This window comes from Haloterrigena gelatinilytica (assembly GCF_013342145.1).
GTDB classification, from domain to species: Archaea; Halobacteriota; Halobacteria; order Halobacteriales; family Natrialbaceae; genus Haloterrigena; species Haloterrigena gelatinilytica.
Map to the genome: position 1 here is coordinate 3,738,906 of NZ_JABUQZ010000001.1, position 24,490 is coordinate 3,763,395.

The window sequence follows — 24,490 nt, forward strand, 5'->3', positions numbered from 1 at the left end:
TCGATGGCTGGTACGGGCGCCCTCGGCGCCCTCGCGGGTTGTCTCTCCGGCCTCTCGAGCGACGACACCACGGCGACCGAACCGGACAACGAGTCCGACGTTGACGAAGAGGGGAACCCGCTGACCGACTACGAGTACACCGAGCCGCCGCAGATCGTCGACCTCGCCGAGCAGGGCCACAAGTCGACGCTGCGGACCGTCTCCGCGCGCCACCAGCTCGTGAGCGACGAGGCCACGGGCGGACCGGTCGAACTCCCCGAGGTGTGGGCCTGGCAGGCCGACGACCTCGCGCCCAGCGTGCCGGGACCGATCTACCGGATGCAAGAGGGCGAGACGTTCGAACTCACGTTCGAAAACGATCACGGTCGGCCACACACCGTCCACGTCCACGCTGTCGGCAAGTCCTGGAAAGACGACGGTGCGCCCGTCTCCACGCGGACGAAGGTCTACCCCGGCGAGAGCAAAACGTACGTTCTCGAGGGCGACGTCCCCGGGACGCACTTCTACCACTGTCACTACCAGACGCACAACCACCTCGACATGGGGATGTACGGCATCATCCGTGTCGACCCCGAGGGGTACGAGGCGCCCGACCGGGAGTACTTCCTGACGCTCCGGGAGTGGGACAGCCGACTCCACGAACAGACGGCCGGCGGCGACGCCGAGTACGACGTCGGCGACCGCCAGCCGAACTTCTACACGGTCAACGGGCGAAGCGCGCCGACGACGTTCCACCCCGAACTCGGCTCGCCGCTGCTCATGTCCGAGGGCGAGACGGTCCGTATCCACGTCGTCAACGCGGGCTACGAGACCCACGCGTTCCACACGCACGGCCACCGATTTACCGTCGTTGAGGAGGAGGGCAGTCCGATCCCCGAGGCGGCCCGCTACGAGCAGGACGTCGTTCCGATCGCGCCCGCCGAGCGACTCACCCTCGAGTTCGAGGCCGACGCGGACCCCGGACTCTACCCGGTCCACTGTCACAAGGTCGACCACGTCACGACCGACGGTCGCTACCCCGGCGGGATGGCGACCGCGATCGTCTACGAAGAAGCGATGGATACCGAGGAGTTCGCCGAGGTAATGGACGACGCCGGATACGAGGGCTAACCCTGATCCGTTCGCAAACGGTTCTCCGGCGGGTCACTGCACGTACAGCGAGTACGCGATCACCAAGAAGCCGGCGAGAACGAGGAGACTCTCGAGTAAAATCCCCGTCGCGAGCCGAACGCTGAGGAGTTCGTAGAGCATTCCCGCGAGGACGAGCCCGAGCGTCACGAGCCCGAACCCGGCGGCGAGATAGCCGAGCGGACGCTGGCGCGTCCGCCGATAGGCTTTGAACGCGACGTACGTGATAACTCCGCCGACCACCAAGACGAGCGTCTTGACGACCGCGAGTGCGAGCGCGATTTCGGTGACGCCGGTGTACGGACTCATGTTTCCTTTCGCACCTCCGACCACAGTTCCGCGAGGCGCTCGTCTGCCGTCCGGGCCGGACGCTCGATCTGGACCGCCAGCGACCGATCCTCGTCCAACGTGATCGTGATCTCGTCGAACGCGATCGCGTACTTGCTCGCGTGGTGACCGTCCTGGCGGATCTCGGTCGACTCCTCGAGCAGCGTCGAGTCGGTCAACACCTCCAGCTTCCGATACAGCGTCGACTGAGGGATCTCACACCGCTTCGTGAGCTCAGAGGCCGTCATCGGTTCCTCGAGATTCCGGATGATCTCGCGGCAGTCGGGATCGTCCAGCGCGGAGCAGATCTCCTCTGCGGACGGCGTCGACTCCGAAGCGATCGGGTCCCGGACCATTCGTATACCCGTTACGACGCACGTGGTTTATCGGCATCGATGCGCGTCCCCGCTTGCAACGCCCAATGCGTGGCTCCCGATGCGGGTCGGTCGCTCGGAGACGCTTTCACTCGCGCCTCGAGCCGAACTCCATCGCGACACCTTCTTGCGCGTCCACGCTCGAGTACGGGCACGCGGGTCTCATTCGGTCCGACCGCGTCTGCGAGGACGGGATGACCGACCGACCTCCGCCCGCGTGATATTCTAGCGCAATCGTCGATTATCGGAGCTCGTGCTCGAAAACGACGTGCGTTTATACCTGTTGCTATCGCGACTGAATGTGGGAAAACCGTGGCACGGTAGCGGGTTCCGAACCGTCTTCGGTTCGACGGCCTTATATAGTAACCCGGGCATTCATACTAATGCGAACGACGTGGTGCACATCGCCACGTCCCCTCCGGCCGCGTTCCGGCACGGAGGTAGGCACTGCATCCACCCCGTACGCGACCGTCGGACTGGTCCGATGGTCTTATCCGTATCAGGGCATTTCGAACGTGATGTGCTCGTGGCCGGCGTCGCCGGCTACGGCGATCCGATGCCCTTATACGTAATCGGGCGCTCAGATTGGATCGCAACCGTCTCGCCGGATGCGGATTCCGGCGAGGAGCGATCCGACGCCCTTAAGTGTATACGGGGATTCGGATGGATTGCAAAGAACATGTGATCGACGGGACGTTCAACTCGTCCCGTCATCTCGGACCACTCGAGTCCGAAGGGGTTAAGTACCCTTCGTGGCTTACGAGTAGGTCCGAAGGAGATGAGGATTCCACCCCTGCGGTCCGCCGTACAGATGGGATCTGATGTTAGCCTTGGTAGTTCGGTGACGCCCGATCGGTCGACGATCAACGGTCACCGAACGTGGACCCATGTGTGAGTGTGTATCTTAACATTCACCGCCAACAAACCCTCCCCAACTGGGGAGAACAGATAGCATTCCGGTTGATCCTGCCGGAGGTCATTGCTATTGGAGTCCGATTTAGCCATGCTAGTTGCACGAGTTTAGACTCGTAGCAGATAGCTCAGTAACACGTGGCCAAACTACCCTATGGATCCGGACAACCTCGGGAAACTGAGGCTAATCCGGAATACGATTCCCACGCTGGAGTTGCGGGGAATCCGAAACGTTACGGCGCCATAGGATGTGGCTGCGGCCGATTAGGTAGACGGTGGGGTAACGGCCCACCGTGCCAATAATCGGTACGGGTTGTGAGAGCAAGAGCCCGGAGACGGTATCTGAGACAAGATACCGGGCCCTACGGGGCGCAGCAGGCGCGAAACCTTTACACTGCACGCGAGTGCGATAAGGGGACTCCAAGTGCGAGGGCATATCGTCCTCGCTTTTCGCGACCGTAAGGTGGTCGCAGAATAAGTGCTGGGCAAGACCGGTGCCAGCCGCCGCGGTAATACCGGCAGCACGAGTGATGACCGCTATTATTGGGCCTAAAGCGTCCGTAGCTGGCCATCCAAGTCCATCGGGAAATCCGCGCGCTTAACGCGCGGGCGTCCGGTGGAAACTGGATGGCTTGGGACCGGAAGACCTGAGGGGTACGTCCGGGGTAGGAGTGAAATCCCGTAATCCTGGACGGACCACCGGTGGCGAAAGCGCCTCAGGAAGACGGATCCGACGGTGAGGGACGAAAGCTCGGGTCACGAACCGGATTAGATACCCGGGTAGTCCGAGCTGTAAACGATGTCTGCTAGGTGTGACACAGGCTACGAGCCTGTGTTGTGCCGTAGGGAAGCCGTGAAGCAGACCGCCTGGGAAGTACGTCCGCAAGGATGAAACTTAAAGGAATTGGCGGGGGAGCACTACAACCGGAGGAGCCTGCGGTTTAATTGGACTCAACGCCGGACATCTCACCAGCATCGACAACGTGCCGTGAAGGTCAGTGTGATGAGCTTACTGGAGCCGTTGAGAGGAGGTGCATGGCCGCCGTCAGCTCGTACCGTGAGGCGTCCTGTTAAGTCAGGCAACGAGCGAGACCCGCACTCCTAATTGCCAGCAACACCCTTGTGGTGGTTGGGTACATTAGGAGGACTGCCAGTGCCAAACTGGAGGAAGGAACGGGCAACGGTAGGTCAGTATGCCCCGAATGTGCTGGGCGACACGCGGGCTACAATGGCCAAGACAGTGGGATGCAACCCCGAAAGGGGCGCTAATCTCGAAACTTGGTCGTAGTTCGGATTGAGGGCTGAAACTCGCCCTCATGAAGCTGGATTCGGTAGTAATCGCGCCTCAGAAGGGCGCGGTGAATACGTCCCTGCTCCTTGCACACCGCCCGTCAAAGCACCCGAGTGGGGTCCGGATGAGGCCACTGCAACAGTGGTCGAATCTGGGCTCCTGAAGGGGCTTAAATCGTGGTAGCCGTAGGGGAATCTGCGGCTGGATCACCTCCACAGACCGAGACCAGGCCGACGGCCTGGCTCACTAGCGGTTTCCACGTTCGATCGACCAGCGTTTGGCCGATCGGGCACCTTAGAACTACCAAGGCTAACACTTTCGCGCTCTGTCCGCCCCACTGGGGCGGACGTGGGCCCATAGCTCAGTGGTAGAGTGCCTCCTTTGCAAGGAGGATGCCCAGGGTTCGAATCCCTGTGGGTCCATGACTCGGAGCGGATCGAATCGTGCCCCTTAAGTGGGGCAGGCGATTTCGATCTAATCCGAACGAACCGATGCACCAGTCCGTGTAAACGTGGCTGGGAAGGGTTAATGCATGCCGCGTCTACGGCGTGCAGATGAGACCGTGTGTACGTGTAGTCCAGGCGTCCACTGGACCCGTTCCCGGGTCACATACCATTGCACTCTGTGCAATGCCGATCCGATGAACGTGGCTACTGTGCCAGCTGGTGGATCGCTCGGCTTGAGAGCTGAAGAAGGACGTGCCAAGCTGCGATAAGCCTATGGGAGCCGCACGGAGGCAAAGAACATAGGATCTCCGAATGGGAATCCCCACCGCAATTGCTTCGCGCAATGGGGAACGTCGAGAATTGAAACATCTTAGTACCGACAGGAAAAGAAAGCAAACGCGATGTCGTTAGTATTGGCGAAAGAACGCGACACAGTCCAAACCGAAGCCCTCACGGGCAATGTGGTGTTCGGACTGACAATCACTCTCCGAAACATGACACGAAGTCTCTTGGAACAGAGCACGAGACAGGGTGACAGTCCCGTACTGTCGTGGAGTAAGAGACGAGTCAGCTCCAGAGTATTGGGGGTTGGATATCCCTCGTGAAGATCGCGGGCATCGACCGCGAAGACTAAACACTCCTCAAGACCGATAGCGAACAAGTAGCGTGAGCGAACGCTGAAAAGCACCCCACGAAGGGAGGTGCAATAGGGCGTGAAATCAGTTGGCGATGGAGCGACAGGGCATACAAGGTCCCGGACACAATGACTCAGGTGCAAACCTGTAGTAAGCCGTCCGGGAAGCCGGTGTTCTGTCGTACGTTTTGAAAAACGAACCAGGGAGTGTGCCTGTTTGACGAGTCTAACCCGATCATCGGGGAAGGCGTAGGGAAACCGACATGGCCGCAGTCTTACGACGAGGGCCGCCGTGTTCAAGCGCGGGGAGTCAAACGGGCACGACCCGAAACCGGATGATCTAGACGTGGGCAGGGTGAAGCGTGCCGAAAGGCACGTGGAGGCCCGATAGCGTTGGTGTCCTACAATACCCTCGCGTGACCTACGTCTAGGGGTGAAAGGCCCATCGAATCCGGAAACAGCTGGTTCCAACCGAAAGATGTCGAAGCATCACCTCTGCCGAGGTAGTTCATGGGGTAGAGCGACGGATTGGGGGACCGCACTCCGAGAGGAGTGCGCCCCCCTGTCCAACTCCGAACCTATGAACGCCGTTCGACGCAGGGAGTCCGGTGCACGGGGTAAGCCTGTGTACCGTGAGGGAGACAACCCAGAGCTGGGTTAAGGTCCCCAAGTGTAGACTAAGTGCGATCGAAGGTGGTCGCAAGCCTGAACAGCCGGGAGGTGAGCTTAGAAGCAGCTACCCTCTAAGAAAAGCGTAACAGCTTACCGGCCGAGGTTTGCGGCGCCCAAAATGATCGGGGCTCAAGTCTACCACCGAGACCTAGCGGCACTCTTGATCGAGTGATCCCGTAGGTTGGCGTTCTGTTCGGGTGGAAGCACGGCTGAGAAGTCGTGTGGACCGTTCAGTAACGAAAATCCTGGTCATAGTAGCAGCGTTAGTCGGGTGAGAACCCCGACGGCCGAACGAGTAAGGGTTCCTCAGCAATGCTGATCAGCTGAGGGTTAGCCGGTCCTAAGTCTGCCCGTAAGTCGAAGCAGACAACAGGGAAATAGGTTAATATTCCTATGCCAGTGTGCACTCAAAGCCGACGCTTTGGGGCCGCCTCTCCCGAGTTTTCGCTCGGGCGAACAGTCGAAGTTCGTGGAAGCCGTAATGGCAGGAAGCGAACGAATGGCTGGATAGCGCAAGAGAGGTCAACCTAGAGCCCGTGAAAAGGCAAGCACACTGTCCGTACCGAGATCCGACACAGGTACTCGTGGCGGCGAAAGCCAAGGTCTGTCGGGATCAACCGACGTTAGGGAATTCGGCAAGTTAGTCCCGTACGTTCGCAATAAGGGATGCCTGCCTCGCAACGAGGCAGGTCGCAGTGACTCGGGCGCTCCAACTGTCTAGTAACAACATAGGTGACCGCAAATCCGTAAGGACTCGTACGGTCACTGAATCCTGCCCAGTGCAGGTATCTGAACACCCCGTACAAGGGGACGAAGGACCTGTTAACGGCGGGGGTAACTATGACCCTCTTAAGGTAGCGTAGTACCTTGCCGCTTCAGTAGCGGCTTGCATGAATGGATCAATGAGAGCGCCACTGTCCCAACGTTGGGCCCGGTGAACTGTACGTTCCAGTGCGGAGTCTGGAGACCCCCAAGGGGAAGCGAAGACCCTATAGAGCTTTACTGCAGGCTGTCACTGAGACGTGGTCGCCATTGTGCAGCATAGGTAGGAGGCGTTACACAGGTACCCGCGCTAGCGGGCCACCGAGCCAACATTGAAATACTACCCGATGGTGACTGCGACTCTCACTCCTGGCGGAGGACACTGGTAGCCGGGCAGTTTGACTGGGGCGGTACGCGCTTGAAAAGATATCGAGCGCGCCCCAAGATTTCCTCACCCGCGTCGGAGACGCGGAAAAACCTGAAAGCATAAGGAAGTCTGACAGTGTCCGGCACAACGACGGACGCTGACGCGAGCGTGGTCTGCGAACCAATGCGGCTGCTTGATGCGGCCCATTGCTGACAGAAAAGCTACCTTAGGGATAACAGAGTCGTCACCCGCAAGAGCACATATCGACCGGGTGCTACCTCGATGTCGGTTCCTCCATCCTGCCTGTGCAGAAGCAGGCAAGGGTGAGGTTGTTCGCCTATTAAAGGAGGTCGTGAGCTGGGTTTAGACCGTCGTGAGACAGGTCGGCTGCTATCTATTGGGGGTGTTACGGTTCCTGACAGGAACGTTCGTATAGTACGAGAGGAACTACGAATGGGTGCCACTCGTGTACCGGCTGTCCGAGAGGGCACGTGCCGGGCAGCGACGCACCACGGGGTAAGAGCTGAACGCATCTAAGCTCGAAACCCACCTGGAAAAGAGGAACCACTGAGATCACTCGTAGAAGACGAGTTCGATAGACTCGGGATGTACGCACCAAGGCAACGAGGTGTTGAGTCCGCGAGCACTAACCGATCGAGCCACACACTCATATCGCATCTGGATCAGACCCGGAAACGGGTCCAGGCGCTAACTGGACTACACGTACTAACACGGTCACACCACCGATATTGGTATTGCGGCGGTTCGATTCCGCTGATCGGCGTTCGGCGGCCACAGCGGCGGGGTTCCACCCGTACCCATCCCGAACACGGACGTTAAGCCCGCCTGCGTTTCGGCGAGTACTGGAGTGCGCGAGCCTCTGGGAGACCCGATTCGCCGCCACCACTCATACTTCATCATTACGCCCCGCACAGCACCGGCTGTGCGGGGCTACTCGTATTTATAGCGGGTACTGTCGCACAGTAACGACTGTGCCGTACCGCTATGCTTAAACGACCGCAGTGACAAGGGACAAATGCGCCAAGGTGGCAGAGTCCGGCCGAACGCAGCGGCCTGCAGAGCCGCCCACCGCCGGTTCAAATCCGGCCCTTGGCTTTCTGTCGTAATCGACTTGAAGAGCGGTCGCTCTAAGCTGGTATCGAGGCACTGTTTCGCAGAGTAGATCCGAATACCAGTTTCATGCTGTGATGGCTTCGTGCGTACCACGTGAGGAATCCGGGATCAGCTGGTGGTTCGACAACGGCGATCGACCAGTCGGCTGGTCACGGTCTTCTCCATTGCCGCGTTGCTCTTGTGGAATCGGCCGTCGAAAAAGAAGGACGAGCACAGGGATGTCTCGGCAGAGTCATCCCTGCTCGCGTCACTTGCAGAACCTTGGTCTGCTGCAGATTCCTCATCCGTCGAAATCTGAACACACGTTGAGCACTTCCTCGCTCACGTCGTTTGAGAGACTGCTCCCTGTGTTCTCTTCTCTGTTCAAATTGCTCTGGTCGCTTTGTAATTGGTCGTCGCAAAAGCGGGCCGGGCGCGATTTGAACACGCGACCGTCTGGTTAAAAGCCAGACGCTCTGCCAAACTGAGCTACCGGCCCTGTGGATGCTACTTTCGGGGAGTGATGGTTAAACGTTTCTTTCTCTGCTCACCCGACGACCGGGTGCGGGTGGGGGTGTTGGGCGCACTCGAGCAACCTTCGCTCAGTCGAAGTACTCTTCGAGTGCGTCGGTGACGATTTCGCCGGGGAGAACGCCGTCGACGGAGGCGCGGCGGCGGAGGTCCCGATACGTCGACGGCGAGAGCGTGAGTTCGAGTTGGCCCAGTGTGACGCCGTGATCGGCCAGCGCCTGCTCGATCGGAGTGCCGTCGTTGATGGTGCTGGCGACGCTCCGGACCTCGCGGACGGTGAGGTTGCCGTCGAGGGTCGCCCAGGCGAGAAGGAGTCGCGCTTCGCCGCCGACGCGAGCGATGTGTTTGGCGGCGGTGGGTGCGATGCGGCCGAGCGCAACCTGTTTGCGGACCGACCGCGGGAGGTCGTGGACGCGAGCCCACTTGCGGATAAACGAGACCGTCGCGTCGCCACCGGCGCGTTCGGCTGCGGCCTTGTAGGAGCCTTCGCCGCGGACGAGCGCGGCGCAGGCGGCGGCGCCGCGCAGCATGTAGAGGTGGTCGTCGTTCGTCGAGCCGCTGGCGAACTCGCGGACGGTTTCGGCGGCGTCGGCGAGGCTCTCGGGATCGTCGGGATCGAACTGGACGGCTTCGCGGGCGCGCGTGCCGGCGACCGATTCGTCGCCCCGGATAACTGGTGCACCGACGGGTGATTCACGGTCCGTCGGGATCGAACGACCATCCGCACGACGGCGATGTGAGCTGTCACCGGGCCGATTGTCGGTCATGCCTCCCGATAAGGACTTGAACGCTAAAAAAGCCGCTGCCGTGGCGAATCTCTCACTCGTCGCGTTTTTCGGCGAGATGCTCCCAGATTTCCGTGCAGCCGGCCCCTTCCTCGATGTCGTCGAGGTGGGCATCGTCGCGCTCTTCGTCGTCCTGCTCGGGTTCAATTGTCTCCGGTTTGCATTCGGCCGCGTCAGTCATGGATGCCTTTTCGAACGCAGCGGGCATAAGTACCACCTCGACTGCAAGCGATACCCGTGCTCGGTCTTACAGGTCAGTTATGCCGCTATCTCCGACGCCCCACCGTTTCGAATCGTGATGCCGGCGGGTGATTTCGTTCGAAACGCGCGTCACGGACCGGCGCCGTGAGAGCGAACGCTCGAGAAAGAAACCAGTTAGAGCGACCGAGCGTCCAGTTTGAGGAAACGAGTCCGATCCGGCCGTCGACGACTCGAGCGAGAGCGGGCAGATAGCGGGTATCGAGACGGTAGGGGGGCCGTACGGGCGGCGTAGTGGGTCTCGTGAAGACTCGTTTTCCCGTCGGTTGTCGAGAGTCGACCGACGAAAACCGACCGCGCCGCATCGAGAATCCGCGGGTGGTGACGGTCGACAGAGACTGACGGCGGATGTCGCAGGCCGTACGGAAAGGCAAAGCGCCCTCTCTGGAGGGAGTGACGGATACCGGCCGCCGAGTCGCACATCGCAGGCAAAATAATCCGGTAGATGAGGCACCGAATCGGAGATTATTGTGCAGTGTGAACAGGCAACAGAGATTGATCGGGTGCGGGACGATATCGATCGGATCCGTCGATCCGACGCGCGGTTCGGGTCTGTTGGAACACAGTCCGCTGTCTCGAGTCCGCGGCGACGGATGTAATCGGCGTCGACGCGTTTCGGCCGACAGTCGTCGCTGTATCAAGACGTTCTTCCCGATCGGTTCGCGAGCGCGCTCTCGCGGCGCCTAAGTGAGTTCGCCGTGAGCGTTCTCGTATGTCAGATCGACTGATGACGGTTAACGCGTACACGACCTTAGACTACGTCGAGGCCGTCGCGAAGGGAGTGGCGTTCGAGTGGGAATCGGTCGCCGTCGTGAACGCGACCGCCGACACGGAGGATCCCGACTGCGTCCGCCTCCAACTCGAGTTGGACAACCTCGCTGAGGAACACCTGCCCAAACACATGGAAGACCTCGAGTTGACGCCCGATCAGGCGCGGGCGCTGGCGGCCGACCTCGAGAAACACGCCGATCGGGTCGACGACGCGCGGACCGACGAGTGAGAGGACGCCCTCGCGATCGGGGAAATCGGCCGCTCGCAGGCGCCTGCCGTCGCAGGCTGGCGATTTTTTCACGGCGCCGGTGAATCGCCGGCTGGATCATGAGCATGGACACGATTCAGGACTTGTTCGAGCACGGCCTCGAAGACATCTACCACGCCGAGCACCAGCTGCTCGACGCGCTCGAGGATTTAGAGAGCAACACCGAGCGCGAGGAGATCGCGCAGGCGTTCTCGGAGCACCGCGAGGAGACGCAGGACCAGATCGACCGACTCGAGGAGGTCTTCGACATGTTCGGCGAGCCCCCGGAGAAAGAGGAGTGCGAAGGGATCGAGGGCCTGATCGAGGAGTACGAGGAGTTCGAATCGATGGACCCCTCCCAGGAGGTCATGGACTACCACAACATGGCGGCCGCCGAGAAGACCGAACACTACGAGATCGCCGCCTACGGCAATCTGATCCCGCTGGCCGACCAGCTCGGGATGGACGAGGCCGCGGACCTGCTCGAAGAAAACCTCCGTGAGGAGCAAGATGCGCTGGACGAACTGAAAGAACTCACCGAGGAGTTCGAGATGGACGCCATTCCGGCGGAGTGATTCCGATGGCTGACGAGAACGACGACGACACCGACGACGAGGAACAGACCCAGTACGGCGGGACCGAAGACCAGGAGCCGACGACCGATATCGAAGACGAGGACGAGGATGAGGACGAGCGCGCCGAGACGGACAACGAGGGCGTCGACAAGTAGCCGTCCCGTCCGTCGCTTCTCTCATCGTCTCGCGCGTCGGGGAGCCGCTGGATTCCGTTCGCTTCAGTCTCGGACCCGTTCGGCGAGCCGGCGGGGCGCGTTCGCGTGCTGTGGACGGAAACGGTCGATAACTGAGCGCTTAGTATCGCGCAATGGGATGTTAATTGTTGGCACACAGCAAACAAATAGGTGGCTGCGCGTGGTGGTATCGCGGGTGATCGAACGATGTCGGACGTTCCATCCAAGACGGCTCGAGCGGAGTGGGGAACGCGCTTCGGCTTCCTGATGGCGATGATCGGCGCGATGGTCGGCGCCGGGAACATCTGGCGGTTCCCGTACGTGATGGGGAACAACGGCGGCGGGGCGTTCGTGCTCGCCTTCCTCTCGCTGCTGTTCCTCCTCGCGGCACCGGGACTGATGGCCGAAGTCGCGCTCGGCCGGTACACCGAGAAGGGCGTCATCGGTGCCTTCCGGGACGTCGTCGGCCGAGGTGGAATGGTCGGACTCGGGGTCGTGGTCCTGCTGGTCAACGTCGCCCTGATGTCGTACTACTCGCCGGTGATCGCGTGGACGCTTTACTACGCGATCCACTCGCTGCTGTTCACGTTCACGGCGGCGGGCTTCGAGGCCGAGGCGTTCATGACCGGGCTCTTCGAGAACTCGGCGCTGATGATCGGCCTCCACACGGTCGTGATGGGCTCGATCGCGGCGATCCTCGCACTGGGGATCCGTCGCGGCGTCGAGCGGATCGTCGTCTACGCCGTCCCGGCGCTGGTGACCGCGCTCGTGATCATGACGATCCGGGGACTCACGCTGCCGGGCGCCAGCGAGGGGATCGCCTTCGCGTTCGACGTCCAGTGGGAGTACCTGACCTACAGCGACACGTGGATCGCAGCGCTGGGACAGGCGCTGTTCTCGACCGGGCTCGGCTGGGGGATCGCGCTGACGATCGGCAGCTACCTCCGGGAGTACGACGACGTCCCGCTCGGCGGGGGCGTCTTCACGGCGATCGGTGAGTCGAGCGTCGGCATCCTCGCGGCGCTGGCGATCTTCCCCGTGGTCTTCGCGGTCGGCGTCGAGCCGGACGTCGGTGCCGGGCTGGCGTTCGTCTCGCTCGTGCAGGTCTTCCCCGAGATCCCGTTCGGCGGTCTCGTCGCGATCCTCTTCTTCGTCGGCTTCTTCCTCGCGACGTTCACGTCGGGGCTGCTCATCACCGAGGTCGGCGTGACGACGGTCAGCGAGGAGACGCGCCTCGATCGGACCCAGACGACGCTGGTCGTCTGCGGCGCGATCTGGCTGCTCGGCCTTCCCAGCGCCTACTCCGTCGACGTCCTCGACTACCTCGACTTCGTCTTCGGGAACTGGGGGCTCCCGCTGGCGACGCTGGCTATCATCGGCGTCATCGGCTGGGTCGTCGGTCCGAGACGGCTCCGCCTGCTCGCGGTCAACCGAAACGCGGGCGTCTACGTCGGCCGCTGGTGGGATCCGCTGATCAAGTACGTCATCCCCACCGTCATGATCTTCATCATGGCGTACTTCGCGTGGGAGAACTTCGGCACTCCCGAGATGATCGGCGGCATGCTCGTGATCGCGTTGTTCCCGATCATCGGCTACGCGATCATGTCGGTCCTCGAGGGCCGGGGCGGTCGACCCGACACGGCCGGGGTCACCGGAGGTGACGACTGATGGCGTTCGGACTGTCTACCGAGGTGCTCGGCATGCTCGCCTTTACGCTGTTGGCGTTCTGGGGCGTCGCCGGGTGGGCGCTCGTCCGGACCCTGCGTCAGGAGGGCCGCAAGGTCGAGATCCTCCGTCATCAGGACCGCATGGACACCTACTCGCCGCGGGCGCTCGCGGAACTCGGCGAGTGGATCGAAGCGAACCCCGACGATCCGCTGGTCGACGACGCGCGCGACCGGTACAACGAGTGCGTCGAGACCCTGCGACGGACCGACCGGCACTTCTACGACTGGTCGGACGAGGAGATCGCGAGCCTCGAGCGTCGCTGACCGCGCGCCGCTACTTCTTTTACCGCTGGGCGTGCTACCGATAGCTGTGACAACGCCGGCGTCCGGAGCGGCCGACGGTGACGGCGGGCTCTCGATCCGTCCAGCGGAGCGGGCGGATCTGCTCGCGATCGTCCGTATCGAGAACGAGTCGTTTTCCCAGCCGTGGCCCTACGACGCCTTCGAGCGGTTTCTCGGCGACGACGGGTTTCTCGTCGCCGTCGAGGGGGGCACGATCGCCGGCTATATCGTCGCCGACGTGGGCACGCAGTTCGGCCGGGAACTCGGCCACGTTAAGGACATCGCCGTCCATCCGGACCACCGCGACTCGGGGATCGGAACCGCCTTGCTCACCCGGGGAATGGCCGTGCTCACCGCCCGCGGTGCCGACTCGGTCAAACTCGAGGTTCGCCGGACCAACGACGGCGCGAAGCGGCTCTACCGCCAGTTCGGCTTCGAGCCGCTCCGACGCGTGCCGGGCTACTACGGGAACGGCGAGGACGCGATCATCATGCTGCGGAAACTCGAGTAGGCGGGCGAGACCCGGTATGAGAACGGACGTGCCGTCCGAGAGTCGCCAGCGCCAGCGACCGCGGACGTGGCCGTTTTACCGCCGGCGTTCCTACCCGCGAGCATGGGATACGCCTGCCCCGTCTGCGACGCCGAACAGGCCGACGCGGAGCACCTCGCGAACCACCTCGCGATTACCGCCTCGCTTGGCCGCGAGGACCACCGCGCCTGGCTCGAGGAGCACGCGCCCGACTGGAGCGACTGCAGCCCCGAGGAACTGGGCGAGATCGTCGGCCAGTACGCGCCCGAGATCGACACGCCGGAGTTCGAATCGGCGAGCCACGGACACGACCACGGCCGACCGGGCGGCCTCGAGGAGGGACTGGCCCGCCAGAGCCGCCAACCGGGTCGAGGCGACCAGCTCGGCGGCCGGTCGGGCCGGGACGGCATGAGCGCCGAAGCCGAGAGCGCCCTCGAGGAGGCGCGGGAGCTGACCCGGCGGATGCAGGAACCGGCGGACGCGGGCGAAGAGGGGGCCGCGTCGGGCGACGAGACGGGAGCCGCCGAAACGACCGACGACGGCACGGCCGCTGACGACGACGGGTCGTCGGAACGCGAAACTGGTAACTGACTACCGCGAGCACGTCGAGGTATGCACACTGACGGGACGTTTGCGCCGGCGTCGGCCGAGGAGGCCCGGGACCGCTACGAGGAGGTCGGTCCCGCGGCCCAGACCGTCGTACGCGAGGTCGCCAAGGCCATGGAGTTCGACCGCGAGGAGTACGACGACCGCGTCACCGGCGACGTCGTCGAGACCGCCCGCGACGCCCTGTTCGCCAGCCTGCTCGAGGTCCGCGTCGGCACGCGCGAGGAGTTCGAGGACTGGCACGAGGAGTACGACGGCGAGGTGACGGTCGTCGGGAGCGAGAACGTCGACTCCGTCGTCTGGCACGCCGGTCCCGAGGACGACGCCGTCGCCGCGACCTTCCAGAACGAGGAGGAGGCGGCGGTCGCGACCCTCCGGCGACAGGCGTTCGGCCGGCTCTATCGGGACCTAGTTGAGGCGAACTGAGCGTCGGTCGCCGCAAAACCGGTCCCGGTCTCTTCTCTCCCGATCGCCGAACGGCACCTATTACCCGTTCGAGGCCGACACACCGGTCGATGACTGCACCCGACGAGTGGACGCTCCGCGAGGAGGTCACCGAGTACGAGACGCCCTGGTACGACGGCGGGTACGATCTGCTCGAGCAGCCCGACGGCACCGAGAAGCGCTACTACTGGGCGGATCTGCCGGACGCGGTAATCGTCGTCGCCAAGATAGACGGCACCGCCGTGGCGGCTCTCGACGGCGAGACGGCCGACGGGACCGAGGGCGAGCACCTCCTGTTCGTCGAGCAGTACCGGCCGACGATCCGCGAGACGCACCTCGAACTCCCCGCGGGCATCGTCGAGGACGGCGAATCCTACACGCACGCGGCCGCCCGCGAACTCGAGGAGGAGACCGGCTTCAAACCCTCGAGCACCGCCTTGCTTCAGGAGTACGCGGTCGCGACCGGCGTCCTCCGCCACGATCGGGGCGTCGTCTTCGCCGAGGGGCTCGAGCCCGGCGAGCGCGAACTCGACAGCAACGAGTTCCTCGAGGTGACGACGGTGCCCGTCGACGAGGCCGTAGAGCGCGCCCGCGAACTGCCGGCGAACGACTCGACGCTGTCGGCGCTGTTGCTGGCGAAAGAAGACGGCCTGCTCTGACGCTCGCCGGGAGCGATCGCGTGGTCGAACGCGGGCGGTCTCGAACGCGTCGTACGGGAACGACGAGTCGGGACGGCCCGTTGCTCGCGAGCGGGACTCGACCCGTGGGCTTATTCTGTCCGCGTCCCAATCCGGGCGTAATGGACGGCGAAATCTCCCCCGACGAGGTCAAGGAACTCCTCGAGGACGACGCGGACGTCCGCGTCATCGACATTCGCGACGAGCAGAGCTTCGAGCACAGCCGCATTCCCGACAGCGAGAACATCCCGTTTCACGAACTCACGAGCCGCGTCGAGGAACTCGAGGGCGAGGACCGCATCGTGACGGTCTGTCCCCACGGCAAAGCCAGCGTGCAGGCGGCCCAACTCATCGGCTCCTACGAGGGGACCGCCGACGCGACCGTCGAGAGCATGGCGGGCGGCCTCGAGAAGTACGGGCTGAAGTTCGGCCTCGTCGGCAACGAGGACGAGGCGGACGAATCGGCGAACGCCGAATCCCCCTTCTGATCTCGCGACCGCGTTTCTCCCGCGGCTTCGCTTTTTCGTATCGACGGTATCGATGCCAAAGACGGTTCTCCGCGAGGATCGAGGATGGACCGACGGCGAAAGCAACGCGAGACCGATCGCTGGTGTAGGTGAAAACCGAAGTCGGTGAAGAAGCGATACGGGAGGCAGCCGCGGCGTTCGGAAGTCGTCTCAGAGCATCGCGGGCATTATGCGACGTTGAAGCCGCGGTCCCGAAGGAACTCTTCGATGCGGCCGGTGTGGTTGCCTTGTAGCTCGATCTGGTCGTCTTCGACGGTCCCGCCACAGGCGAACTTCGATTTGAGATCCGACGAGAGACTGTCCAGATCGACGTCCTTCGGATCGAATCCTTCGACGATCGTTACCTCTTTACCGTATCTGCGCTCGTCAATGCGGATGTTGAGTTGCTGTTGTCCCTTGGCCACGTCCTCGCAGACGCAGAGTTCCTCGGGCAGCCCGCACGTCGAGCAGACTTCCGACATTACGTTCACTGGTACGAATCGGCCATATTAAACACTATCGGGACCCGTATGCCGTCTCGCGGTTCTTTTTGAGTGAGCGGACGCTCAATTCCCCCGTTGATCGCCGCCAGGGAGGCGTTCCCGCGCGAGTTCGTCGACGATCGCCATCGCCTCGTCGGCCCCCTCGCGATCGACGCCGCCGCCGTACACCGCCCGTTCGTACCGCTCGAGGACGGTCTCCGCCCGCGGATCGACTCCCGCGTCGGCTTCCTCGGCCAGCGCCTCGAGGTAGCCGCGCGCGGATTCCGAGCGCTCGCGGGGGCGATGGGAGACGGCCAGCAGGCGCTCGAGGCGCCGGTAGGCGCGTTCGGCGTCTCGGTCGGGATCGTCGCTGCGCCGTTGCCAGTAGAGGCCGACGGTCCGGCGGAGCCGCGCGACCGCGCCGGTGCGGTGGACGCTCGCGACCAGTCCGGTGAGGGCCACGAGGGCGACGGTGGCCGCCTCGCGGGAGATCGAAAGTCGCTCGACGAGCGCCGCGAGCCAGCCGTCGTCGTCCTCCTCGTCGGCGGCCGAACTGTCGTTCGCCGCCGGCTCGACCGGATCGGGCTCCGGAGACGAGTCGTTTCCGTCGGTCTCGTTGTCCGGCCCGTTCCCGGTGTCGGGGTCGGAGTCGTTCCAGTCCTCGCTCTCGTTGTTGCCGACGATCTCCGACGGAGGCTCGTCGGGTTCGTCCTCCGGTTCCTCCTCGGAGAGCGGCACGTCCTCGCTCGAGTCGGTGTCGACGTCCTCGGCGCCGTCCTCGCGGGCCTGCTCGACCTGCTCGTTGTGAGCCGCGTTGCGGGGACCGGACGGCGTCGGTTCGAAGGCGACCCAGCCGTGGTCGGGGAAGTAGACCTCGACCCAGGCGTGGGCGTCGGTCCCGCGGACGACGTACTCGTCGTCGTCGACCTGCTGGCCGCTCGTGTAGCCGGTGACGTAGCGGGTCGGCACGTCCTCGGCCCGCAGCATCTGGGCCATCGTCGTCGCGAAGTAGACGCAGTAGCCCTCGTCCATCTCGAGGAGGAACGCCTCGGCGACGTTGCCGCTCGGCCGATCGACCTCGAGGGAGTAGCCCTTCGTCGACCGGAGGTAGTCCTCGATCGCGACGGCTTTCTCGTAGGGCGTGTCGGCGTCGGCGGTGATCTCGGCCGTTCGGGCCTCGAACTCGTCGGAGGTGTCCTCGGGCGTCTGGAGGTACCGCTCGGCGATCGGGTCGGGGTAGTCCGTTCCCGCCCGCTGGAGGGTGGCGGCGTCGGGATCGATCACCGCGCTCTCGACGGCGTACGTGTCGCCCTCCACGAGGGGGTTGTTCGGATGGATCTGCCCGTGGCTCGAGACCTGGGTGTGCTGGGTGAACTCCCCGCCGACGGTGACCGGCTGCGGGGCGGCGGGCATGACGCCGAGCGTGGTTTCGGCCGTGACGAGCTGGCGCACGCGTTCGGTCTCGCCCGGCGGCTCCCCGATGGGGCCCCCGTAGTCGCTGCGGTCGCCGGTCCGAACCCACTCGTCGCCGGCGAAGCGATCGTAGACGCCCGTCCGCCAGTAGGAGGCCCGGTCGGCTTCGACCGTAAACCGGACCTCCGGCGAGAGATCGACCGAGCCGCCGATGCGCGAGCGATCCGATGCGTGATCGATGGTTCCCTCGAGCGTCCCGGCCTCGGTCCCGGCGAAGTGGCCCGGCGTCCCCGAGCCGCCGGGGACGACCGTGACGGTCAGCGAGAGCACGACGATCAGCGCGAACAGGGCCGCGAGCAGATTTGCCTGAGCGATCGAGCCGCCGCGGCGCTCGAGTTCGCCGCAGCCGACGGCGCCGATCGCGGCCAGCGTTCCCACCAGCGTGGGCACCGTCCCCGCGTCGCCGGTCAGGACGAGAAAGAGCAGCGCGATGCCGCCGGGAACGACGCCGAGCGCGTACCGTCCCCGGACGGCGAGATACCACGAGAGGAAGACGGGCGCGGGGACGAACGCGAGGGTCCAGACGCCCGCTTCGACCATCCGGAGCAGGGGGAGGCCGGTCGCGAGCGCGGCGGCGTCCGAGAGCAACACGTCGCCCGCCGAGAGCAGCACCTCGACGCCGAGGCCGGTGTACTCGAGGTAGTAGGCGAAGCCGAGCGCGCCCGCGACGACCGCGGCGACCGTCGCGGTCCGCGGGCGGATCGCCCACGCGAGGACCGTCGCCGCGACCAGCATCGCCCCGACGAGGGCCAACAGCGTCTCGGTCCCGCCGACGACCCGCGTCACGTCGCGCAAGACGCTCACGTACGACGCCGTCAACACCAGCACGCAACAGCACGCGAGCAGCCGGAACGTTCCGGGACCGACCGATCCGTCCGCGTCCGGCGCGATTTCGATCGTCCGGGAATCGGATTTCGTACTCACGACGTCACCTCCGGTTCGTCTGGACCGCCGTCGGTCCCGTCTCGCCCCCGCCGATCGGACGCGCCGGGCCCGTCGTACGGGGTCGTCGTTCGGTCGGGATCCCCGACGAGCCGCTCGAACGGGATCGATCGATCGTCGATCACGACCCGCGTCCCGTCGGCGTCGCTCCGGATCACCACGTCCGCCTCCGCTCGCCGACTCGCCTCGAGTTCGCCGGCCTCGAGGCGGGCCGCCGCCGCCAGCAGCCGCCGGGAGTGGTCGCGGCCCGATCCCGGCTCGCAGTCGCCGTTCGGGAGCGCGAGACCGACGTCGACGTCGGTCTCGAGGAGGTGTACCGCGACGCTCGCGACGGCCGTCGCCAGCTCGTCGCCCCGGTCGGGCGCGCACTCGGCGGCGATCGTCGCCGACCCGGTCTCCTCGGTGTCCGCGTACTCCGTGACGACGAGGTCGGCGTCGGGCCGCTTGGCGGCCGACTTCCAGTGGACGTCCCGCAGCGAGTCGCCGCGCTGGTACTCTCGGAGGTGGTCGAACGCCTCGCGATCCTGTCCCGCGAGCGCGTCGGTGACCGCTCGGATGGCGCTGCCCGGGCCGGACCGAACCTCGTAGACGCGCGGGTAGACGAGGACGGTCGTCGTCCCCTCGTCGGCGAACCGACGCCGGACGAGGCCGAAGAGGTCGCTGACGGTGATCGTCGCCGGCCCCAGTCGGTGTTCGCCCCGCTCCTCGAGTCGGATCTCGTACCCGACGCCGCCGTCGCCCTCGAGGGTCGTGTCGACGACGGGCGCGCCGTCATCGATCGCGGTCGTCCCGTCGTCGCCCGCGAGGACCGTGACGCCCTCGCCGACGTCGTCGCGGACGGTCGCCGAAACCGCCGACGACGTCTCGAACTCGAGTTCGATCGTCCGTCGATCGCCGGGGAACCCCTCGGGGACGGGCGCGCGTCTGATCCCGGGGCGGTCGGCCCGGCCGACCGCGACCAGTCCGGCGAGCAGAACTACCGCCAACGGCACCACGACGGCGTTGAGCGCCCGCGGGCCGAACTTCCACCCCATCGCCAGCGAGACGACCACGACGAACAGCGCCGTCCAGCCGCGGATCGTCAACCGCATCGTCACTCGACCGGCACGCGCTCGAGGGCGTTTTCGACGACCGTCGCGCCGTCGCGCTCGCGATCGCCCGCCTTGATCCGGTGGGGGAGGACGACGGGCGCCTCCGTCTGGACGTCGTCGGGGATGACGTAGTCGCGGCCGTCGGTCACCGCGCGCGCCTGGGCCGCCCGCAGGAGGGCGATCGTCCCGCGGGGGCTGACGCCGACGCGGGCGTGCTCGCGGGTGTAGCCCGCCAGCCGCGTCGCGTACTCCCGGACCGGCCGCTCGACGCGCGTTTCCGCGACGGTCTCGCGGGCCGCGACGATCGTCGCGCGGTCGGTCACCGGCTCGAGCGACTCGATGGGGTGGTGCCCGACGGTCCGGCCGAGCAGTTCGGCCTCCTCGTCGGGATCGGGATAGCCCAGGTGGAGCTTCTTCATGAAGCGGTCGAGCTCCGCGAAGGGCAGGTCGTAGGTCCGGTTCGGTTCGATCGCGTTCTGGGTCGCGATGACCGTGAACGGATCCGGCAGCTCGCGGGTGTCGCCGTCGACGGTCACCTGCTCTTCCTCCATGGCCTCGAGTAGCGCCGACTGGGTCTTCGGCGGCGCGCGGTTGATCTCGTCGCCGAGCACGACGTTGCCGAAGACGGGACCGGGCTGGAACTCGAACTCGCGGCTCTGCTGGTTGAAGACGTTCACGCCGGTGACGTCCGTCGGGAGGAGATCGGGCGTGAACTGGATCCGGCGGAACTCGCAGTCGATCGAGGTGGCGATCGAGCGGGCCAGCATCGTCTTGCCGACGCCGGGGACGTCGTCGAGCAGGACGTGGCCGCGGCCGAGCATCGCCGTCACGACGTGTTCGACCACGTCCTCGTGGCCGACGATCACCTCGGCGACGTTCGCCTCGAGTTCGGCACAGAGGTCGGCGACCGTCGAGACGGCGAGGCGATCGGTTCCGGTCCGAGACGGCGGGTTCGCGTCATTCATGGCTCGAGTACGGACACGGCGAGGACCCAGTTAAACCGCTCATCAGTACGTCAGTAGTGGCTCTGAAACATATGCTTTGCGTCGACATCTCTCGAGTTGCTCCAGATCGCGAGAACGCGTCCGTCGCGGTTTGTTCCCCGTGGCCGCAGCCTCCTGGCGGTCGCTGACCGGCCGCGTCGCCGTCGCCGTGTCGATAACAGCCCAAAGAACCGAAGATCGGGCCGGACAGCGGACGGTACTCCCGTCGCTACCCGGCTAACGATCAGAGAACGATACCACTACACCGAACCGGCTTACAGGCGTTCGAGGTTCGTCGCTCGGGGGCCCTTTTCGGCCTCCTCGATCTCGAACTCGACCTCCTGACCCTCCTCGAGGTCGGGGCCGCCGACGTCCTCCATGTGGAAGAACACGTCCTCGTCCGCGTCGTCAGTTTCGATGAATCCGTAGCCGCCAGTGTCGTTGAAGAATGCGACCGTACCTTGCGCCATTGCACCTCTATAGAACCACGACGGAAATATAAAGCTTCGGGAGCACACTCGCAGGCACCTCTGAGATATCGGACCTGTACCGGGTTCAGAGAGCGATTCGCGGGGGGCTACCAGTTTTTGCAGTCCGGGCAGACGAGGACGCCGTCCTCGCGCCAGACGCGGTCGGTGTCGCTCGCACAGCGGTGACAGGTGTACTCGCCCCAGCCGTACGTCGAGAGGCCGGTATCGCCGATCGGTCCCTCGTCGATTGGGTCGTCGTCGGTCGCTTTGTCGTCGGTCGCGTCTTCGTCGGTCGCGGCGGTCTCGACGTCAACTACGCCGTCAGTGGACTCGGTCCCGTCCCGCTGTTCCCGATCGCCGTCCGCTGACCGCCGCTGCTCCGGGCTTCCGTCTTCGAATCCCGACTGCGATGCGTCGGCGTCGCTCGAGTCCGGGTCCGGATCCGGATCAGCGTCCGCGTTCGCGTCCACCTCGTCCTCTCGAGCGTCGTCCTCGGTGCCTTCGGACTCGAAAAAATCCGTGAGTGTCGCGTCGTCGGTCACGGGTAGCCGTACGGCCGGCGCCGGCTTAGTGGCTCCGCTCGCCGCCCGATGGGACCGGGTTCGGTCGTGCGGACCGCCACCGTGCGACGGCGTACCGGCACGGCCAAGTAGCATCGGTGACAACCCCCGGACATGGACACCGTCACTCCGATGAACGTTATCGTGGACAACCTCACCGAGATGATCGACCTCTTCGGCGACGTCGCGATGGGCCAGGGGCTCGCGCCGCTGCTCGTCCTCTTCGGCGGCCTCCTGATCGTCTTCTCGATGGGCGTCTTCGGCGCGCTCACTCTCGGCGCCGTCGGGAGCCTCTTCTCCGCGAACTAATCCCGGCGCCGGCGATCGGCGCCGACGTCAGTCGTTTTCGCCGTCCGTCGCCGTCGCCAGCGCCTCGCTCGCGCGCTCGATCGCGTCCTCGAGGTCGGGGCCCAGCGGCGAGCCGACGACGATGCCGTCGACGTGCTCTAAGGCCGCTTCGAAGCGCTCGGCGACCGTCTCGGTCGTCCCGGCGATACAGAATGCGTCGATCATCTCGGGCGTCACGCGGCCGAAGGCCTCGTTCAGGTCGCCGCGCTCCAATGCTGCGCCCACGTCTTCGGCCGCGTCGCGGTCGATATCGTGGCGCTCGAGGACGGGGTCGGCCGCGCCGCCGGCGATGAAGGCCACGGGCGGTCGGGCCGCCTCGCGGGCCGCCGCTTCCTCGCCCGCGACGCTGACGCTGGCGAAGGCCAGCGACTCGAAGGCGCCACGATCGTCCGGGCGGTCCGCCAGGCCTTTTTCGAGTTCGTCCGCGGCCCACTCGAGGTCCCGGGGGTGGGCCGCGTTGATCAACACGCCGTCGGCGTGTTTCGCGCTCATCCGGAGCATGTGGGGTCCCTGGGCGCCGACGTAGACCGGAATCTCGCCCGCGGGCTCGAGGTTCAGCGACGCGTCGCGCGCGGTGAACGTTCCCTCGTGGGTGACGGTCTCGCCGTCCCAGAGGTCCCGCGCGAGGTCGAACGTCTCGAGGACGCGCCGGAGCGGCCGGTCGCGCTCGACGCCGAGATTGGCCAGCGAGGAGCGGTCGCCGGCGCCGACGCCGAAGACGGCCCGCCCGTCGCTGACCTCGTCGATCGTCGCCGTCTGCGCGGCGAGTTTGACGGGGTGGGTCTCGTAGGGGTTGACGACCCCCGGTCCGAGGCGCAGGTCGTCGGTCGCCGACGCCATCCGCGAGAGCACGACGAACGGGTCGCGGTTGAAGTAGTGGCTGCTCGCGAAGGCGGCGTCGAACCCGACGGCCTCCGCGCGCGCCGCTAGGCCGGCGATGCGGTCGGGCGGATGCTCGGGGGTGAGTTCGATCGCCCAGGTCGCGTCCTCGGTTCCGCCCTCGCTCATCCGTCGATCCTCCGCGTCCGTCCGCGCTGCCGGTCGCTCGCCGTCCGGGCGAGCGGCGCCGATCCTGCCTGTCGGTTCATGTCCGCAGGGTCGGCCAGCGCGGTGAAAAGCCCACCGTCACCGGAGACGGTGGCCGCCGTCGGAAACCGGAGTGCGAGAGAACCGAGCGCCGCCGACTACTCGGCGCGCGCCCGGAAGAACAGCGCCGCCCCGCGGCGGTCGAACTCGAGGTGCGAGAACCCCGCCTCGCGGAGGCGGTCGCGAAACGAGTCGACGTCGAACGGTTCGGCGCCGACCGTCAGTCGCGCGACCGCTCGCACGGGCGCCGCGCCGAGCACGTACTCGTCGACGATCGTCGTCCCGACGAGCCGGCCGCCGGGCCGGAGGACGCGCCGCAGTTCGGCCAGCGCCGCGTCGACGTCGGGGAAGAGGTGCAGCGCCCAGCAGCAGGCGACCCGGTCGAACGCGCCGTCGTCAATCCACAGTTCGTCGGCGCTCATCCGCGCGAACGCGACGTTCCCGAGCCCCTCGCGGACGGCGTACCGCCGTGCCCGCTCGAGCATGCCACCGGAGATGTCGACTCCCAGCACTGACGCGGCGTCGCGGGCGACGCGGCGGGTGATCCGGCCCGTGCCGCAGGCGACGTCGAGCACGCTCGGTGCTTCCGTGTCTCCTTCAGCCGCGGGTTCGGTCGCGAATTCGGCCTCGAGGGCGAGCATCGACGCGATCGTCGAGCGGTCGTCTCGCGGCGCGGTCGCGCCGCCGACGAAGCGGTACAGCGGCTGGAACCAGACCGGCGTCTCGTAGACGGGTGCCAGCCGGTCGAAGAACGTCTCATGTGCTGCGTTGTCCACAGCAGCAGGGACCGGAAAGCGCGGAATCCCGTCCGCGATCGGAACCGTCACGCCGCAGTTCGGACAGGCCAACTCGCCGTCCCGTCGCGACAACCCCTGGCCGCAGCGTCGGCAGACGTACGCCGAATCGGTCGCGTCCATC

Annotated in this window: 24 protein-coding genes, 3 tRNA genes and 3 rRNA genes; 17 read left to right on the top strand and 13 right to left on the bottom strand. The window is 65.2% G+C overall.

The features are described from left to right. The first annotated feature begins 3 nt into the window (after positions 1-3). The gene (locus tag HTZ84_RS18525; protein WP_174682623.1) at positions 4-1,110 is read left to right on the top strand and encodes a multicopper oxidase domain-containing protein; all 1,107 of its coding nucleotides are present in this window, start codon (positions 4-6) and stop codon (positions 1,108-1,110) included. Between the two features lie 33 nt (positions 1,111-1,143). On the opposite strand, the gene HTZ84_RS18530 is transcribed toward HTZ84_RS18525, so the two are convergent. Together HTZ84_RS18530 and HTZ84_RS18535 are read right to left on the bottom strand one after the other, a co-directional pair. After that, a complete protein-coding gene (locus HTZ84_RS18530; protein WP_174682032.1) occupies positions 1,144-1,437 on the bottom strand; it encodes a DUF7521 family protein in 294 nt (97 codons plus the stop codon). Beyond that, positions 1,434-1,811, bottom strand: coding sequence for a winged helix-turn-helix domain-containing protein (locus tag HTZ84_RS18535; RefSeq protein WP_008893481.1), 378 nt, complete (start codon positions 1,809-1,811; stop codon positions 1,434-1,436). Before HTZ84_RS18535 ends, HTZ84_RS18530 begins: the two co-directional genes overlap by 4 nt. Positions 1,812-2,782: 971 nt before the next feature. Here HTZ84_RS18535 and HTZ84_RS18540 point away from each other — a divergent pair. From HTZ84_RS18540 to HTZ84_RS18560, 5 genes are all read left to right on the top strand, one after another. Beyond that, positions 2,783-4,247: ribosomal RNA gene (locus tag HTZ84_RS18540) — 16S ribosomal RNA — on the top strand. Positions 4,248-4,382: 135 nt separating this feature from the next. Further along, a tRNA-Ala gene (locus HTZ84_RS18545) sits at positions 4,383-4,454 on the top strand. 219 nt (positions 4,455-4,673) lie between these two features. Then, a 23S ribosomal RNA gene (locus HTZ84_RS18550) occupies positions 4,674-7,581 on the top strand. Between the two features lie 116 nt (positions 7,582-7,697). Then, a 5S ribosomal RNA gene (rrf, locus tag HTZ84_RS18555) occupies positions 7,698-7,819 on the top strand. The 16S, 23S and 5S rRNA genes sit together here with 2 tRNA genes alongside, the layout of an rRNA operon. A gap of 134 nt (positions 7,820-7,953) precedes the next feature. Beyond that, positions 7,954-8,029, top strand: a tRNA-Cys gene (locus tag HTZ84_RS18560). A 422-nt stretch (positions 8,030-8,451) separates the two neighbouring features. Here the strand turns inward: HTZ84_RS18560 and HTZ84_RS18565 are convergent. From HTZ84_RS18565 to HTZ84_RS18575, 3 genes are all read right to left on the bottom strand, one after another. Beyond that, positions 8,452-8,525: transfer RNA gene (locus tag HTZ84_RS18565), tRNA-Lys, on the bottom strand. A 103-nt stretch (positions 8,526-8,628) separates the two neighbouring features. Continuing rightward, positions 8,629-9,324: a DUF7119 family protein gene (locus HTZ84_RS18570; protein ID WP_174682033.1), complete on the bottom strand. Its 696-nt coding sequence runs from the start codon at positions 9,322-9,324 to the stop codon at positions 8,629-8,631. Between the two features lie 52 nt (positions 9,325-9,376). Further along, a complete protein-coding gene (locus HTZ84_RS18575; RefSeq protein WP_008893512.1) occupies positions 9,377-9,523 on the bottom strand; it encodes a hypothetical protein in 147 nt (48 codons plus the stop codon). Between the two features lie 789 nt (positions 9,524-10,312). Here HTZ84_RS18575 and HTZ84_RS18580 point away from each other — a divergent pair. From HTZ84_RS18580 to HTZ84_RS18625, 10 genes are all read left to right on the top strand, one after another. After that, complete coding sequence (locus tag HTZ84_RS18580; protein ID WP_174682034.1) at positions 10,313-10,600, top strand: DUF6360 family protein; 288 nt, start codon at positions 10,313-10,315, stop codon at positions 10,598-10,600. Positions 10,601-10,698: 98 nt separating this feature from the next. Further along, positions 10,699-11,193: a ferritin-like domain-containing protein gene (locus HTZ84_RS18585; protein ID WP_174682035.1), complete on the top strand. Its 495-nt coding sequence runs from the start codon at positions 10,699-10,701 to the stop codon at positions 11,191-11,193. A 5-nt stretch (positions 11,194-11,198) separates the two neighbouring features. Continuing rightward, positions 11,199-11,348, top strand: coding sequence for a hypothetical protein (locus tag HTZ84_RS18590; RefSeq protein WP_174682036.1), 150 nt, complete (start codon positions 11,199-11,201; stop codon positions 11,346-11,348). A gap of 225 nt (positions 11,349-11,573) precedes the next feature. After that, positions 11,574-13,034, top strand: a complete 1,461-nt coding sequence (locus HTZ84_RS18595) for a sodium-dependent transporter (protein WP_174682037.1) — start codon at positions 11,574-11,576, stop codon at positions 13,032-13,034. Next, positions 13,034-13,357 (top strand): hypothetical protein, encoded by a 324-nt coding sequence (locus HTZ84_RS18600; RefSeq protein ID WP_174682038.1) that lies wholly within the window; start codon positions 13,034-13,036, stop codon positions 13,355-13,357. Before HTZ84_RS18595 ends, HTZ84_RS18600 begins: the two co-directional genes overlap by 1 nt. A gap of 46 nt (positions 13,358-13,403) precedes the next feature. Next, on the top strand, positions 13,404-13,886 hold the full coding sequence (gene rimI, locus HTZ84_RS18605) for a ribosomal protein S18-alanine N-acetyltransferase (protein ID WP_174682039.1): 483 nt from the start codon (positions 13,404-13,406) through the stop codon (positions 13,884-13,886). Between the two features lie 102 nt (positions 13,887-13,988). Beyond that, entirely contained in the window at positions 13,989-14,495 is a 507-nt protein-coding gene (locus HTZ84_RS18610; RefSeq protein WP_174682040.1) for a DUF5810 domain-containing protein, read from the top strand. Positions 14,496-14,516: 21 nt separating this feature from the next. After that, positions 14,517-14,936, top strand: a complete 420-nt coding sequence (locus tag HTZ84_RS18615) for a DUF5809 family protein (protein WP_174682041.1) — start codon at positions 14,517-14,519, stop codon at positions 14,934-14,936. A gap of 89 nt (positions 14,937-15,025) precedes the next feature. Further along, positions 15,026-15,613 carry an NUDIX hydrolase gene (locus tag HTZ84_RS18620; RefSeq protein WP_174682042.1) on the top strand — a complete coding sequence of 196 codons (588 nt, stop codon included), beginning with the start codon at positions 15,026-15,028 and terminating at the stop codon, positions 15,611-15,613. A gap of 140 nt (positions 15,614-15,753) precedes the next feature. After that, on the top strand, positions 15,754-16,119 hold the full coding sequence (locus tag HTZ84_RS18625) for a rhodanese-like domain-containing protein (RefSeq protein ID WP_174682043.1): 366 nt from the start codon (positions 15,754-15,756) through the stop codon (positions 16,117-16,119). Between the two features lie 206 nt (positions 16,120-16,325). Here HTZ84_RS18625 and yciH read toward each other — a convergent pair whose 3' ends face one another. From yciH to HTZ84_RS18655, 6 genes are all read right to left on the bottom strand, one after another. Next, the gene (gene yciH / locus HTZ84_RS18630) at positions 16,326-16,619 is read right to left on the bottom strand and encodes a stress response translation initiation inhibitor YciH (RefSeq protein WP_006180453.1); all 294 of its coding nucleotides are present in this window, start codon (positions 16,617-16,619) and stop codon (positions 16,326-16,328) included. Between the two features lie 84 nt (positions 16,620-16,703). Then, a complete protein-coding gene (locus tag HTZ84_RS18635) occupies positions 16,704-19,016 on the bottom strand; it encodes a transglutaminase TgpA family protein (RefSeq protein ID WP_174682044.1) in 2,313 nt (770 codons plus the stop codon). Beyond that, complete coding sequence (locus HTZ84_RS18640; RefSeq protein ID WP_174682045.1) at positions 19,013-20,125, bottom strand: DUF58 domain-containing protein; 1,113 nt, start codon at positions 20,123-20,125, stop codon at positions 19,013-19,015. Before HTZ84_RS18640 ends, HTZ84_RS18635 begins: the two co-directional genes overlap by 4 nt. 2 nt (positions 20,126-20,127) lie before the next feature. Next, positions 20,128-21,090, bottom strand: a complete 963-nt coding sequence (locus HTZ84_RS18645; protein ID WP_174682046.1) for an AAA family ATPase — start codon at positions 21,088-21,090, stop codon at positions 20,128-20,130. Between the two features lie 293 nt (positions 21,091-21,383). Next, positions 21,384-21,578 carry a cold-shock protein gene (locus HTZ84_RS18650; RefSeq protein WP_008893525.1) on the bottom strand — a complete coding sequence of 65 codons (195 nt, stop codon included), beginning with the start codon at positions 21,576-21,578 and terminating at the stop codon, positions 21,384-21,386. Between the two features lie 107 nt (positions 21,579-21,685). Beyond that, positions 21,686-22,120, bottom strand: coding sequence for a DUF7573 domain-containing protein (locus tag HTZ84_RS18655; RefSeq protein ID WP_217468242.1), 435 nt, complete (start codon positions 22,118-22,120; stop codon positions 21,686-21,688). Positions 22,121-22,252: 132 nt separating this feature from the next. Between HTZ84_RS18655 and HTZ84_RS18660 the strand changes: the two genes are divergently transcribed. Beyond that, positions 22,253-22,447 carry a hypothetical protein gene (locus tag HTZ84_RS18660; protein ID WP_174682047.1) on the top strand — a complete coding sequence of 65 codons (195 nt, stop codon included), beginning with the start codon at positions 22,253-22,255 and terminating at the stop codon, positions 22,445-22,447. A 27-nt stretch (positions 22,448-22,474) separates the two neighbouring features. Here the strand turns inward: HTZ84_RS18660 and HTZ84_RS18665 are convergent, their stop codons facing one another. After that, positions 22,475-23,494, bottom strand: a complete 1,020-nt coding sequence (locus tag HTZ84_RS18665) for a 5,10-methylenetetrahydromethanopterin reductase (RefSeq protein WP_174682048.1) — start codon at positions 23,492-23,494, stop codon at positions 22,475-22,477. A 176-nt stretch (positions 23,495-23,670) separates the two neighbouring features. Next, positions 23,671-24,489: a class I SAM-dependent methyltransferase gene (locus tag HTZ84_RS18670; protein WP_174682049.1), complete on the bottom strand. Its 819-nt coding sequence runs from the start codon at positions 24,487-24,489 to the stop codon at positions 23,671-23,673. Position 24,490: the final 1 nt, after the last annotated feature.